Origin of the sequence: Leyella stercorea (assembly GCF_021531355.1) — a bacterium.
In the GTDB taxonomy this organism is placed as follows: Bacteria; Bacteroidota; Bacteroidia; order Bacteroidales; family Bacteroidaceae; genus Prevotella.
The window spans coordinates 25,114-39,608 of the sequence record NZ_JADYTS010000024.1; the positions used below are offsets into that span (position 1 = coordinate 25,114).

Annotated in this window: 11 protein-coding genes; all 11 read left to right on the forward strand. The window is 45.7% G+C overall.

Going from position 1 to position 14,495, the window contains the following annotated elements; translation table 11 throughout:
* Positions 1-3: 3 nt before the first annotated feature.
* The 11 genes from I6E38_RS07070 (at position 4) to hisS (ending at position 14,108) form a co-directional block, all read left to right on the forward strand.
* Complete coding sequence (locus I6E38_RS07070) at positions 4-2,583, forward strand: BatD family protein (RefSeq protein ID WP_235393296.1); 2,580 nt, start codon at positions 4-6, stop codon at positions 2,581-2,583.
* A gap of 41 nt (positions 2,584-2,624) precedes the next feature.
* A complete protein-coding gene (locus I6E38_RS07075; protein ID WP_235393297.1) occupies positions 2,625-3,326 on the forward strand; it encodes a phosphatase PAP2 family protein in 702 nt (233 codons plus the stop codon).
* A gap of 53 nt (positions 3,327-3,379) precedes the next feature.
* Positions 3,380-4,609, forward strand: coding sequence for an S-adenosylmethionine:tRNA ribosyltransferase-isomerase (locus I6E38_RS07080; RefSeq protein ID WP_235393298.1), 1,230 nt, complete (start codon positions 3,380-3,382; stop codon positions 4,607-4,609).
* A 43-nt stretch (positions 4,610-4,652) separates the two neighbouring features.
* Positions 4,653-5,852: a DUF2027 domain-containing protein gene (locus tag I6E38_RS07085; RefSeq protein ID WP_235393299.1), complete on the forward strand. Its 1,200-nt coding sequence runs from the start codon at positions 4,653-4,655 to the stop codon at positions 5,850-5,852.
* A gap of 7 nt (positions 5,853-5,859) precedes the next feature.
* Positions 5,860-7,794 carry an NAD(+) synthase gene (locus tag I6E38_RS07090; protein ID WP_235393300.1) on the forward strand — a complete coding sequence of 645 codons (1,935 nt, stop codon included), beginning with the start codon at positions 5,860-5,862 and terminating at the stop codon, positions 7,792-7,794.
* A 30-nt stretch (positions 7,795-7,824) separates the two neighbouring features.
* Positions 7,825-8,223, forward strand: a complete 399-nt coding sequence (locus I6E38_RS07095; protein WP_235393301.1) for a helix-turn-helix domain-containing protein — start codon at positions 7,825-7,827, stop codon at positions 8,221-8,223.
* Positions 8,224-8,240: 17 nt separating this feature from the next.
* On the forward strand, positions 8,241-10,256 hold the full coding sequence (locus tag I6E38_RS07100; protein ID WP_235393302.1) for a dipeptidyl-peptidase 3 family protein: 2,016 nt from the start codon (positions 8,241-8,243) through the stop codon (positions 10,254-10,256).
* A gap of 14 nt (positions 10,257-10,270) precedes the next feature.
* A complete protein-coding gene (locus I6E38_RS07105; protein ID WP_235393303.1) occupies positions 10,271-10,891 on the forward strand; it encodes a DNA alkylation repair protein in 621 nt (206 codons plus the stop codon).
* Between the two features lie 104 nt (positions 10,892-10,995).
* Complete coding sequence (locus tag I6E38_RS07110; protein WP_262912347.1) at positions 10,996-11,442, forward strand: Fur family transcriptional regulator; 447 nt, start codon at positions 10,996-10,998, stop codon at positions 11,440-11,442.
* 8 nt (positions 11,443-11,450) lie between these two features.
* On the forward strand, positions 11,451-12,725 hold the full coding sequence (locus tag I6E38_RS07115) for an adenylosuccinate synthase (RefSeq protein ID WP_235393304.1): 1,275 nt from the start codon (positions 11,451-11,453) through the stop codon (positions 12,723-12,725).
* A 21-nt stretch (positions 12,726-12,746) separates the two neighbouring features.
* Positions 12,747-14,108 (forward strand): histidine--tRNA ligase, encoded by a 1,362-nt coding sequence (gene hisS, locus I6E38_RS07120; RefSeq protein ID WP_235393305.1) that lies wholly within the window; start codon positions 12,747-12,749, stop codon positions 14,106-14,108.
* Positions 14,109-14,495: the final 387 nt, after the last annotated feature.

The window sequence follows — 14,495 nt, forward strand, 5'->3', positions numbered from 1 at the left end:
AGAATGAAACGGACTATATTGTTTTATGTTCTGTGCGTATTTACATTATGTACTTACGCACAGGGCATTTCTGTTTCTGCCCCGTCGCATGTAGCGACTGGTGAGAACTTCCGTCTGACGTATAGTATAAACGCTCAAAGTGTGGACGACTTCCGGGCTGCCAACATTCCTTCGGGTCTTGAGGTGATAGCAGGTCCGTATACGTCCTATCAGTCAAGCTATCAGATGATAAACGGACATACAAGTCGTTCGGCAAGTGTCACCTACACCTATACTCTGTATGCCGAGAAGGCAGGTAACTACACCATTCCTGGTGCGCATGCTAAGGTGGATGGCAAGACTATCGGTTCGCAATCAGTACACATAAGGGTGTCTGGTGCTGCAAAGAGTGGCGGTTCGTCGGCTCCTAAAAATCATGAAGAACAGACCTACGATGTCAATAATTCCGGACATATCTCAGCCAAGGATCTGTTTGTGAAGGTTAGTGCCAATAAGAAACGCGTGCATGAGCAGGAACCAATACAGCTCACTTACAAGGTCTACACACTTGTCGATTTGACTTCGCTCGATGGCAAGATGCCCGACCTTACTGGCTTTCATACCCAGGAAATAAAACTGCCACAGCAGAAGAGCTTCCATATAGAGAAGGTCAACGGTCGCAACTATCGTTGTGTTACTTGGAGTCAATATGTAATGTATCCGCAGATGACGGGCAAATTGCAGATTCCGAGCATTACATTCAAGGGTGTTGTGGTGGCTCGTAACAACTCTGTAGACCCCTTTGAAGCTTTCTTCAATGGTGGTTCGGGCTATGTGGAGATAAAGCGTGACATCGTGGCTCCAAGCTTGAACATTGAAGTACTTCCGCTTCCCGCCAAACCTGCAAACTTCAGCGGTGGTGTGGGACGTTTCAATATTTCTGCCCAGCTACTTGGACGTGGCTCATACAAAGAAGGCGACCCCGTCACTTTGCGTGTAGTGGTTGGCGGCAACGGCAACCTTAAACTAGTAAAGCAGCCTGTTGTCAATTTCCCCAAGGATTTTGACAAATATGATCCTAAGGTTACCGACCGTACCCGTCTTACTGCAAATGGTATTGAGGGCAATATGGTTTACGACTTTCTTGTTGTGCCACGCAACCAAGGCAAATATACGATTCCTTCGGTAGAGCTGAATTATTATGATGTGGCAGCCGATGCCTATAAGACCATCCGTACTCAGCCTATAGAGATTAATGTAGGTAAGGGCGACGGAAAGAAGTCGTCGGTAACCGATTATTCGGGCGTGGAATCGTCCGACATCCGTGCAATCAAGACTGGCGAATCGACATCCGGTAAAGGCTATTCGTTCTATCGTTCAGCTTATTACTGGTTGGGACTTATAGTGCCTTTCGTGTTGTTCGTGAGCATTATTGTTTACCACCGCAATCGGGTACGCGAGAATGCCGACGTAGCACGTATGAAGGGCAAGCGCGCCAACAAGGTAGCAACCAAACGTCTGAAGAAGGCTCTGCAGCTTCTGAATGCCGGTCGTCAGGATTTGTTCTACGACGAGACTTTGAGAGCGCTGTGGGGTTATGCTGGTGACAAGTTGAACATGCCAGTAGAACTACTTTCGCGCGAAAACATTGCTGCAAAGCTTGAAGAGTGTGAGATAAGTCGCGACACTATCGACAAGTTTATTGCTGCTCTTGACGAGTGCGAGTATGAGCGTTATGCTCCAGGCGATGTAGGTGGCAATATGATGAAAACATACGATACAGCTATGATAGCTATTACTGACATAGAGGGCGATTTGAAATCGTCGCATGACAAGCGTGATGCAAAGACTGCATCTTCATTATCCATTGTAATCATAGGTTTTGTATTGTCGTTGTGCAGTCTCGGAGTCTCTGCTGCTGACAAGTCAGAGGCAGATTTGGCTTATACAAACGGCAATTTTATACAGGCAGCCAAGATTTACAACGAACTTTTGAAGGCAGATGAAAGCGCAACGCTTTATTATAATTTAGGCAACGCCTACTATCGTTTGGGCAATATCGGTCAGTCGGTAGTGGCGTATGAGAAGGCTCTGCGCCTCGCTCCTCAGGATGAAGACATACGTGCCAATCTCAAATTTGTCCACAGTAAGACCATCGACCGCGTGTCTTCGGGTTCGCGTATGTTCTTTGTCGATTGGTATGAGTCGATGCTCAATCTTTGTGGCATAGATGGTTGGGCTGGCATTGGTGTAGCTTCATTCATTGTAATGCTTCTGCTTATTGCTGTCTATTTCCTATGTGGTAGGGTCGTGCTGCGTAAGGTGGGCTTCTATGGAGCGTTGCTTTCGTTCGTCATATTCATTATGTCCAATCTCTTTGCCTGGCAGCAACTGCGTGCATTCAATGCTCATGATCGTGCAGTTGTAGTGCGTCCGTCAGCACAAATCAGAAAGACTCCTTCAGATACAAGTGCAAGTGCCTTTGTGCTTCATGAGGGCACGTCGGTAGTTATTACCGATAGCTTGATGAAGGGATGGTTGGGCATCCGTCTTGACGATGGTCGTGAGGGATGGATTAAGAGCAATCAGGTAGAAGTGATATAATTCAAGATTTTTCAAATAATATAATAAAACCATTCGCAATAATGCTGTTAGATATCCAGACGTTTTTGGCAAACGACAGACTTGTTCTGTCATGGTTTAATGGTAGCAACTCCGTCTTTCTCGACGGATGGATGTCTGCCCTTACGTCAGGCTTCACATGGGTGGCGCTGTATGCGTCGCTGTTCTATCTTGTGGTCAAGAACAACGAAACCATGAAACAGATAATGCTTGTTGTGGGGTGTGCTTTGGCTTGTGTGGCATTGGCCGATATCATGGCCGATGTCATTGTTAAGCCTCTTGTCGAGCGTTGGCGACCAAGCAACGACCCCATATTCAAGTATGATGTGGCGGTAGTGGATGGCTGTCGTGGTTCGTCTTATGGATTTTTCTCGGCTCATGCTGCCAACACTTTCTCTTTAGCGCTGTTTTTCTGCATGGTTGTAAGGAGTCGTGTCTTGAGCGTGGCTCTTGTGCTTTGGTCGCTCATCAACTGCTATACTCGAATGTATCTCGGCCTGCATTACCCCTCCGATATTGTTTGCGGCATTCTTTGGGGTAGTGTATGTGCTATAGGAGTTTACTTCTTTTACTTGCGAGTGAGTCGCAAAATGTTTGGTGAGGACAATTATGTGTCGACCCAGTACACATCAACGGGCTATAGACTCTGCGATGTTGACATTGTGGTTCTTGTGCTTGTGTCGACAGTTCTTATCACATTATTCAGGGCTTTGTTTATTTATTAAGACCATATTATTGTAACTATATTATTGAAATCTCAGTAAGATAAAAATTGAAAATGGAAACAAAACATATACATATTAAGGACTATAACTATTCTCTACCCGACGAGCGTATTGCCAAGTTCCCGCTTGCACAACGCGACCACAGCAAGTTGCTTCTTTATAAGCATGGTGAGGTGTCGGAAGATGTTTTCTATAATATTCCTAATCATCTGCCTGAGGGTGCTCTTATGGTGTTCAACAACACCAAGGTAATCCAGGCACGTTTACACTTCCGCAAGTCTACTGGTGCGCTCATCGAGGTCTTCTTGCTCGAACCTTATGCACCTGCCGACTATGAGCAGATGTTTCAGACAACGGGTTCGTGCTCTTGGCTCTGCATGATTGGCAACTTAAAGAAATGGAAGGGTGAGACGCTTCATCGTACCTTTGAGGTTAAGGGACGTGAGGTGACTCTCTCTGCCGAACGTCGTGAGGATGTCGGCAAGAGCTATCGTGTCGATTTCTCATGGGATGATAATACAGTGTCCTTTGCCGAATTGCTCGACTCAGTAGGCGAGTTACCAATACCTCCTTATCTTAATCGTGAAACTCATGAGAGTGACAAGACAACTTATCAGACAGTATACTCTAAAATCAAGGGCTCCGTGGCTGCTCCTACGGCAGGTCTGCACTTCACTTCTGATGTGCTCGCATCGCTCGATGCTCATGGCATCGACCGTGAGGAGGTTACTCTACATGTTGGAGCTGGAACATTCAAACCCGTAAAGTCTGAGGAAATTCAAGACCATGAGATGCATACTGAATACATTTGTGTGCATCGTCAGACTCTCGAAAAACTCATTAAGCATAATGCATGTGCCATCACCGTAGGTACTACGAGTGTTCGCACGCTTGAAAGTCTTTACTATATGGGTGTTAAGCTTGAGAAGAATCTTGACCTCTCTGAAGATGAATTGCACGTATGTCAGTGGGAGCCTTATGAAGGTGAAACCTTCGAAATGGCAGCTAATGTTACGCCTCTTAAGGCCATACAGAACATTCTTGCTTATCTCGACCGTCACTCGCTTAATTCGCTCCATTCAAGTACGCAGATAATCATAGCCCCAGGCTACGAATATAAGATTGTCAAGATGCTCGTTACAAATTTCCATCAGCCACAGTCTACGTTGCTGTTGCTCGTGAGTGCATTCCTGCATGGAGATTGGCATAAGATTTACGATTATGCTTTGGCGCACGACTTCCGATTCTTGAGCTACGGAGACAGTTCGTTGCTCATCCCATAGTGTGAGCAGTCCATATTATTAAATAAAGAAACAGATTACAATTATGAAAATAGGTGATAAAGTACAATTTCTCAGCGAAATCGGTGGCGGAAAGATTGCTGGTTTTCAAGGTAAAGACATTGCCTTGGTTGAGGACGAAGACGGATTTCAGATACCAACTCCCATTTCCGACCTTGTAGTGACAGGTAGCGGCGAAGAATATTCTTCTTCGCGTTCGGCAGTCAAGAAGGGTGGGGCAGAACAGGTTTCTGAAACTGCCGATCCTGATACGTTCAACATGTCGGTAAAGGCGAAAATCAACGCTACCATCGATGATGAACTTGTTGAAGAGGATGAATATGATGCAGCCGACCGTGAGATTACCTACCGTGCTAAGGTAGAAGAGCGCAAGGGTGGCAACGTGCTTAACCTCTATTATGCTTTTGTTCCTGAGGATGTCAAGAATATCTCGAAGTCTACATTTGCCTGCTATTTGGTCAACGATAGCAACTACTATGTACATTATCTCTATATGAGTGTTGACGGCCATTCGTTCAACCTGCGCGGTGAGGGCGAACTTGAACCCAATACCAAGCTCTATATTGAGAGCTTTGCACTCGACCAACTCAACGAAATTGACCGTGTACGATTCCAGCTTCTCTCGTTCAAGCGTGATAAGGATTTCGTAGCTAAACCTGTTTGCGATGTACAGTTCCGTATTGACAAGGTGAAGTTCTACAAGTTGCACACATTCCAGTCAAACGATTTCTTCGAAACTCCTGCTCTGCTCTATCCCGTGGTGAAAAACGACGAGGTAGCACAGCTCAAACCTATTGAGGCTGAAAAACTTATATATGTAGAGTCTGATGAGACTGAAACTAAGAGCAAGAAAGATGTTCAATCTAATGTTTCTTACAGCAAGTTGAAGGGACTTGAATCGCTCAATACTCCAAAGCACGCCAAGTCGAAAAAATCATCCAATGAGCCTCTTGTTGTCGACCTCCATGCTAACGAACTCCTTGAGACTACTGCAGGAATGGGTACGTCTGACATATTGAACTATCAGCTTGACTACTTCCGTAGAACCCTTGAGGAGAACAAGCATAATAAAGGTCTTCATATAGTGTTCATTCATGGCAAGGGTGAAGGCGTGCTTCGTCATGCTATAATCAATGAGTTGCGCTATCGTTATAAGAATTATCCTTATCAGGACGCCTCTTTCCAGGAATATGGTTATGGGGCTACACAGGTAACAATCAGATAATATAGAAATGAAGTACGGTTACATCACAGTTGCGTCGGCCATTCCTTCGGTGAAGGTTGCTGATGCCGATTACAATATAAAGCAAATAGAGAGTCTCACAGCTCAGGCTGAAGGTAAAGGGGCTGAGATTATCGTATTCCCTGAACTTTCAGTCACGGGCTACACTTGTCAAGACCTTTTTGCACAACAGACGCTTATTGAGCAAGCTGAAATGCAGATTCTGCAGTTGCTCGACTTCTCTCGCAAACTCGATATTATTTGCGTTGTGGGAGCGCCAGTGTGTATTGGTTCTGGGCTGTACAACTGCGCTGTAGTGTGCCAGCATGGCAATATCCTTGGTATAGTGCCCAAGCGTTATCTGCCTAATTACGCTGAATTCTATGAAAAGCGTTGGTTTGCTTCTGTTGACAATATTGTACGTCCTACAGAAGTACGTTTTGCTGGCAACACCATTATCGTACAACCTGGTATTCAGCTGTTCCAGACTTGCGACGGGGTGAAGTTTGGCATAGAACTGTGTGAAGACCTTTGGGCACCAGTTCCACCGTCAAACGACATTGCTCTCGCAGGAGCAGATATTATTCTCAATCTTTCTGCCAGCGACGACCTTATTGGCAAGAATGCCTATCTGCGTTCCCTACTCTGTCAGCAAAGTGCTCGCTTGATATGTGGTTACGTATATAGCTCATGTGGATTTGGTGAGAGTACTCAGGATGTTGTCTATGGCGGCAATGCGTACATTTGTGAAAATGGAACTATGGTGGCAGAGTCGGAGCGTTTTGCTCTTGACGAACAACTCGTGATAAATCAGATTGATGTAGACAAGTTGCGCACCGAACGCCGTAAGAACACATCGTTCGTACAGGCAAGTGCCAATAATGATAATCCGGTAACTATCATTTCTACAGATGCAGTCGAACCTCGTGATTTCACTCTTCTGCGCAACGTCAATCCTCATCCATTCATACCTACAAGCAATGATATGTTTGCTTCTTGCGATGAGATTTTCTCTATTCAGGTGTGTGGTCTTGCCAAACGCCTTGTACACACTTGCTCAAAGCGTGTAGTACTTGGCATAAGTGGCGGCTTGGACTCTACTCTTGCGCTGCTGGTTTGCGTTAAGACATTCGACAAACTTGGCTACGACCGTAAGGGCATTATTGGTGTTACCATGCCTGGTTTTGGTACTACCGACCGTACTTACAACAATGCTATTTCGCTCATGCAGAGCCTTGGCATCACAATTCGTGAGATACCTATCGGCAAGAGCGTAACTCAACATTTCGAGGATATCGGACACGACATCAACGTTCATGATGTGACTTACGAGAATGGACAGGCTCGTGAGCGTACGCAGATTCTCATGGACTTAAGCAATAAGTTGGGCGGCTTAGTCATTGGTACTGGCGACCTTAGCGAACTTGCACTTGGTTGGGCAACATACAATGGCGACCACATGTCAATGTATGGAGTCAATGCCAGTATTCCGAAGACTCTCATACGCTATCTTGTTGGTCATGTGGCAAATAATAGTGTTGATGAACAGTCGCGTCTGACGCTGCTCGATATTATCGATACTCCGATTTCGCCAGAACTTATCCCTGCCGACGAGGATGGCAACATAAGCCAGAAGACTGAGGATCTTGTGGGCCCATACGAACTGCACGACTTCTTCCTCTATTATTTCTTGCGTTTCGGATTCCGTCCTGCCAAACTCTTTATGCTTGCTCGTCATGCTTTTGATGTGGCAACTTACGATGACGACGTAATCAAGCATTGGTTGCGTACTTTCATTCGACGTTTCTTCCAGCAGCAGTTCAAGCGCTCATGTTTGCCCGATGGTCCTAAGGTTGGTAGTGTTTCACTCTCGCCACGCGGCGATTGGCGCATGCCTACCGATGCCGCTTCAACGCTGTGGTTGGCAGAATGTGATACGCTTTAAAGTCGCTAAATATCCACTAAACATTAATAAATGGAAAAGACAGCCAAAGCAAAGAAGGCTCCCGTGTATCTGACAAAAATTTCGCGTGAAACTTTCGACAAGCTTAAGGAGCAAATCTTGCACGTGCTTGTCGTTGAGAAACGCTATCGCGAAAGAGGCTTCTCAGCCCATCAGTTAGCTGAGATGCTACATACCAATACGCGCTATGTTTCTATCGTGCTCAGCGTGCGCTATCATGCTAACTTTGCGCAGTTTATAAACAAGCTGCGCATTGAAGAGGCAATGGCTTTGTTGCAAGACCAACGTTATGCCAATCTACGCATTGAGGAGATTTCTGATATGGTTGGGTTTGCCAATCGTCAGTCGTTCTATAGAGCTTTCTGCCAGATTGTTGGCAAGACTCCTCGACAGTATCAGGAGCAACTGTAATAAATATCTTAATTACAATGACAGAACAATTCAACTATACCGACGAGCGTTTTGCCGACATACAGATGCTCCGCTATCGTCTCGACGGATTTGAGAGTCTGACGCTTCGTCAGAAACTCTACATTTATTATCTCGCTAAGGCTACACTGTGCGGTCGTGATATTACGACCGCACAGTTTGGCCGATATAATCTACGCATACGCTTCCTGCTTGAGGCTGTCTATGAGGGCTACTCTGGCAATCGTCAGACGGACGAGTTTTGTGCCGTTGTTGATTATTTGAAGCGTGTGTGGTTTGCCAATGGCATTCATCATCACTATGGATGCGAAAAATTTATTCCAGGGTTTACTGAGGACTATTTCCGCAGTGTCGTTTTGAACACAGCAAAATTCTTTGCCGCACAGGCAACTTCTGACAACGTAACTGATAACTCTTCGCAGTACAGCAAGCAACTTTCCGACAGCGCATGGGTTAGCAACGAATTGAACGAATTGTGCCCCATAATGTTCAATCCTGCCATCATGCCCAAGCGCGTCAATCAGCGTGCTGGCGATGACCTTGTGAAGACCTCGGCTTGCAATTTTTATGACAATGTAAGTCAGAAAGAGGTGGAGGACTATTATGCACAAATGCGCAATGCCGACCCCGATAAAGCAACTCCCATTTCTTATGGCCTTAATTCTACGTTACGTCGTACAGACAACGGTTCTATCGTAGAGGAAGTATGGCGTGAAGGTGGCTTATATGGCAGTGTAATCAAGCAGATTATTTACTGGCTTACAAAGGCTTCTGCTGTGGCTGAGAACGAACAACAGGTTGAAATTATAAGTCTTCTTATAGAATATTACCGCACTGGCGACCTCCATGTTTTCGACAAGTATTCTATTGAATGGTTGAAGGAGCATGAGGGACGTATCGACTTTATCAATGGTTTCATTGAGGTGTATGGCGACCCGCTTGGACTGAAAGGTTCGTGGGAGGGTATTGTACACTATAAAGACCCGGTAGCAACGCAGCGCACACTTACTCTTTCTGGCAATGCACAGTGGTTTGAAGACCACTCTCCGGTTGACCCTCGATTCCGTAAACCAAAGGTTGTTGGCGTTACTGCCAATGTGGTTTGTGCTGCAATGCTTGGTGGCGATGAGTATCCGTCAACGGCTATTGGTATCAATTTGCCCAATGCTGATTGGATACGTGCTCAATATGGTTCCAAGAGTATTACTATAGGCAACCTGACACATGCTTACAATCAGGCATCACGAGGCAATGGCTTTATTGAGGAGTTTGCAATCAACGACGAGTCTACTCGCTCTCTTATAAGTCTCTATGGAGATTTGTGCGACGATTTGCATACCGACCTCCATGAGTGTCTCGGTCATGGTTCTGGTCTGTTATTACCTGGTGTCCCTGCCGATGCTCTTGGCTCATATGGCTCAACAATAGAGGAGGCACGTGCCGACCTCTTCGGATTATACTACATCGCTGACCCGAAACTTGTGCAACTTGGACTTACCCCCAATGCCGAAGCCTATCGTTCTCAGTATTATACATACATGATGAATGGTCTGCTTACTCAGCTCACACGCATCAAGCCTGGCCACCAGATTGAGGAGGCTCACATGCGCAACCGAGCCCTCATCGCACGATGGGTGCTCTGTCATTATCCAAATGCCGTACAGCTTGTGCTACAGGAAGGCAAGACCCGTGTGCAGATTTCCGACTATGAGCATCTACGCGACGCTTTTGCTGCTCTGCTCGGTGAGATACAGCGCATAAAGAGCGAGGGCGACTATGAGGCTGCTAAGACTCTTGTCGAACAATACGCAATAGATGTCGATGCCGACTTGCACACAGAGTTGCTCGAACGCTATCGTTCTCTCGGCATTGCACCATACAAGGGTTTTATAAACCCACATATGACGCTAATCACTGACACTGAGGGTACTCCCACAGATGTTGTTGTTGACTACAGTGAGAAGTACGATGAACAGATGATGCGCTACTCGCGCGAGTACACCTCAAACTCATGAATGAACAATATATTATGGAAACATCCGAACAGGTAAAACAGATAAAGCGTTCATTTAGATTGTTTATGAACGGAGTCACTGCTGCCTCGATGCGTAGCAAGGGACTTAACTACAAGATAAATTGGGGCGTTCAATTGCCCGATTTAAAACGTATGGCGGCTCAGTATGGTCACGATGCAGAATTGGCTTCTGCATTGTGGGCTGAGAATGGTGTGAGAGAGTGTCGGTTGTTGGCTACGCTGATAATGCCTGCCGACCAAATGTCTGCCGATGAAGCTATTGATTGGGCAACGTCTGCTGATATAACATCCGAGATAATGGAGATGGCTGTGTTCAATCTGTTCCAGCATCTTCCGTATGCTGATAGTCTTGCACACACCATGCTTGATAACGACAATATGGTAATCCGTGCTGGAGCCTATCATCTTGTGTGTAGGTTGCTCAAACGTGGCTGTTCCGTCAGTGCTGCTACTATAGAAAAACTTCTTGATGTGGCTCGTATCGACATTCTGACAACCGACCGACAATTGCTTCGTGCACTCGTATCGTGTTTGCAATATATGGCGTCTACAGACCATACTCAGGCTAAAACAGCTGCCACCGTACTGAATGACGCTGGATTTGACGCTTTTTAGCATATCTTCTTGGTTGAATTGCCAAAAAAACGTAACTTTGCAACATGATGCAAGAAGATGCTATACAAAATGCACATGCTACACTAGCTCGAAGCTTGCAGGCCATGAATTGTCGCTGTACACCCGAACGACGAGCCATACTTGATGCAGCATGCTCTATGGATGCTCCTTTCTCTATAGCAGACATTGCAGCTAAGTTGACAAACGAAGGTTTTAAGGTTAGTCGGGCCACACTTTACAATACGCTACGGCTACTTGTCGATTTGCGACTTATAGTATGTCTTAGAATGCAAAACTGTACACGCTACGAAGTGGTTGATCCTACGCGTGCAAGATGCCGGCAGGTTTGTACAGTGTGTGGTCGTACGACAGATATCTGTGCACCTACCGAAGTGGAACTGTTGCCAGGAGCTAAAACGCGACGGTTTCGTCCCACTGCTTATGCACTTTACGTATTTGGTCTGTGTGCTTCATGCCAGCGACGAGCGTGTCAAGACGCAAATATTAATAAAAAACATACTCGGTCCTCAGGGACAGAGAAAGAAAAATAAGGAAATATATGAACAAAGGAAAAGTTGACGTCCTGCTCGGATTGCAGTGGGGCGACGAAGGTAAGGGCAAGGTTGTTGACGTCCTCACCCCGAAGTATGATGTGATCGCACGTTTTCAGGGCGGTCCTAATGCAGGCCACACACTTGAGTTTGAAGGCCAGAAGTATGTACTCCGCAGCATCCCGTCGGGCATTTTCCAGGGAGGTAAGGTCAACATCATCGGCAACGGTGTAGTTCTCGCTCCCGACCTCTTCATGCAGGAGGCTAAGGATCTTGAGAAGAGCGGACATGACCTTAAGAGCCGTTTGCACATCTCTAAGAAGGCTCATCTCATTATGCCTACACACCGTGTGCTTGATGCTGCTATCGAAGCTTCTAAGGGCAAGAACAAGGTAGGTACTACAGGCAAGGGCATTGGTCCTACATACACTGATAAGGTGTCGCGCAACGGACTCCGTGTGGGCGATATCATCGACAATTTCCAGGTGAAATATGAGGCTCACAAAGCTGCTCACCTCAAGCAGATTGCAGCTCTTGGCTACACCGACTTCGACATCACCGAGACTGAGAAGACATGGATGGAGGGCATTGAATATCTCAAGCAGTTCCAGATTGTCGATTCAGAGCATGAAATCAATCGCGTTTTGCGTTCAGGCAAGGACATTCTCTGTGAGGGTGCTCAGGGTACAATGCTTGACGTTGACTTCGGCTCATATCCTTTCGTAACTTCTTCAAATACCATCTGTGCCGGTGCTTGCATCGGATTGGGTATCGGTCCTAACCGTATTGGCAATGTTTATGGTATTATGAAGGCTTATTGTACACGTGTTGGTGCTGGTCCTTTCCCCACAGAGTTGTTTGACGAGACTGGCGACAAGATTCGCGACCTTGGTCACGAATACGGAGCCGTTACAGGTCGTGAGCGCCGTTGTGGTTGGTGCGACCTCGTACAGCTTAAGTACTCTGTCATGATCAACGGTGTTACCGAACTCATAATGATGAAGAGCGACGTGCTCGACGGCTTCCCCGTTATCAAGGCTTGTGTAGCTTACGAGTTGCCTGATGGCACACAGACTACTGAGTTGCCTTACGAACTGTATGATGCAAAACCCGTATATAAGGAATTCAAGGGTTGGAACGTTGACATGACACGCTTTACAAGCGAGGATCAGTTCCCAGAAGAGTTCAATGCTTATGTCAAGTTCCTTGAGGAGTATCTTGAGACACCAATACGCATTATCTCAATAGGCCCGGACCGCGACCAGACAATCGTTCGCAAGTAGTTCTTTATTTTATATTAATAAATGGCAAAACCAAGTATACCAAAGGGTACGCGCGACTTCTCGCCCGTCGAGATGGCCAAGCGTAACTATATATTCGACACCATACGCGAAGTATACGCCCTTTATGGATTCAGACAGATAGAGACTCCAGCAATGGAGACTCTATCTACACTGATGGGCAAGTATGGCGAGGAGGGCGACAAGTTGCTCTTCAAAGTGCTCAATTCTGGCGATTATCTCGCCAAACTCTCTGACGATGAACTTATGCAGCGTAATCCGCTTCATCTTGCAACAAAACTTTGCGAGAAAGGTTTGCGCTATGATTTGACAGTTCCGTTTGCACGCTACGTTGTTCAGCATCGTGATGAGATTCAGCTGCCGTTCAAGCGTTATCAGATACAGCCAGTATGGCGTGCTGACCGCCCGCAGAAGGGTCGCTATCGCGAATTCTATCAGTGCGATGCCGATGTCGTAGGCTCTGATTCTCTGCTTAACGAAGTGGAGCTGATGCAGATTGTTGACACTGTATTCACACGTTTTGGAGTACGCGTAGCTATTAAGATTAACAACCGTAAGATTCTTACTGGTATTGCTGAGACTATAGGCGAGGCTGATAAGATTGTCGACATTACTGTAGCAATCGACAAACTTGACAAGATTGGCATTGATGCTGTTAATGAAGAGTTGCGTCGCGATGGCATTAGCGATGAGGCTATTCAGAAGTTGCAACCTATCATTGCACTTACAGGTACAAACGATGAAAAACTTGCTACCATAGCTAATTTGCTTGAACAGTCTGAAGTGGGTATGAAGGGTGTTGAGGAGACACGATTCATTCTTGATACTCTCAAGACTTGCGGTCTGCACAATCAGATTGATCTTGACCTTACACTTGCACGTGGACTCAACTATTATACAGGTGCTATATTCGAGGTTAAGGCTCTCGATTATGCTATAGGCTCAATTACTGGTGGCGGACGCTACGACAACCTTACTGGCATCTTCGGATTGCCTGGTATTTCGGGTGTAGGTATTTCGTTCGGTGCCGACCGTATTTACGATGTGCTTGGCGGTCTCGACCTTTATCCCAAGGAAGCTGCACAAGGTACAGAGTTGCTGTTCATTAACTTCGGTGCTACTGAGACAGCCTACTGCTTGCCGGTATTGCGTCGTTGTCGTGAGGCTGGTATCCGTACCGAGATCTATCCTGACAGCGTTAAGATGAAGAAGCAGATGGCTTATGCCAATGCAAAACAGGTTTCGTTTGTAGTATTGGCTGGTGAGGAAGAAATTGCTCAAGGCAAACTTACTCTCAAGAACATGGCCACTGGCGAACAGACTCTTGTTACACCTGAAGAACTTATACGGGCTGTAAAAGCTTAAGTATATAAACAAAGCACGAACAATGATGAAGCAAAGATTCGAATAACTAAAATTCGTTGTACATTCTCCTAATGTGGATGTACAACGAGTTTTTTTATAATATATTATTTCTTACTTTATATTGATGCTTAATATCTTCGTTGAATTACTACAGTACTTTATAAGGATTACTGTAGTTCTTTAATGGGATTACTACATCATTTGGTTTAAGTAAATAGACTGTTTCATATACAATCGAGTAGGAGGAAAACGAAGCAGTTTTTTTTCCTGACTTCGTCACTCAAAAAACACGTATTTTACAACTGATTGATAAACCCAAATCGGTCATTAGGATTTCTCTGTGTCGTACGGCAAAGAGAAATCCTTTAATTTTTCCCATATAGATAA

Coding starts and splice junctions, on each gene's coding strand:
- I6E38_RS07095 (WP_235393301.1), top strand. CDS start 7,825: ATGGAAAAGACAGCCAAAGCAAAGAAGGCTCCCGTGTATCTGACAAAA.
- hisS (WP_235393305.1), top strand. CDS start 12,747: ATGGCAAAACCAAGTATACCAAAGGGTACGCGCGACTTCTCGCCCGTC.
- I6E38_RS07110 (WP_262912347.1), top strand. CDS start 10,996: ATGAATTGTCGCTGTACACCCGAACGACGAGCCATACTTGATGCAGCA.
- I6E38_RS07080 (WP_235393298.1), top strand. CDS start 3,380: ATGGAAACAAAACATATACATATTAAGGACTATAACTATTCTCTACCC.
- I6E38_RS07105 (WP_235393303.1), top strand. CDS start 10,271: ATGGAAACATCCGAACAGGTAAAACAGATAAAGCGTTCATTTAGATTG.
- I6E38_RS07085 (WP_235393299.1), top strand. CDS start 4,653: ATGAAAATAGGTGATAAAGTACAATTTCTCAGCGAAATCGGTGGCGGA.
- I6E38_RS07115 (WP_235393304.1), top strand. CDS start 11,451: ATGAACAAAGGAAAAGTTGACGTCCTGCTCGGATTGCAGTGGGGCGAC.
- I6E38_RS07075 (WP_235393297.1), top strand. CDS start 2,625: ATGCTGTTAGATATCCAGACGTTTTTGGCAAACGACAGACTTGTTCTG.
- I6E38_RS07100 (WP_235393302.1), top strand. CDS start 8,241: ATGACAGAACAATTCAACTATACCGACGAGCGTTTTGCCGACATACAG.
- I6E38_RS07090 (WP_235393300.1), top strand. CDS start 5,860: ATGAAGTACGGTTACATCACAGTTGCGTCGGCCATTCCTTCGGTGAAG.
- I6E38_RS07070 (WP_235393296.1), top strand. CDS start 4: ATGAAACGGACTATATTGTTTTATGTTCTGTGCGTATTTACATTATGT.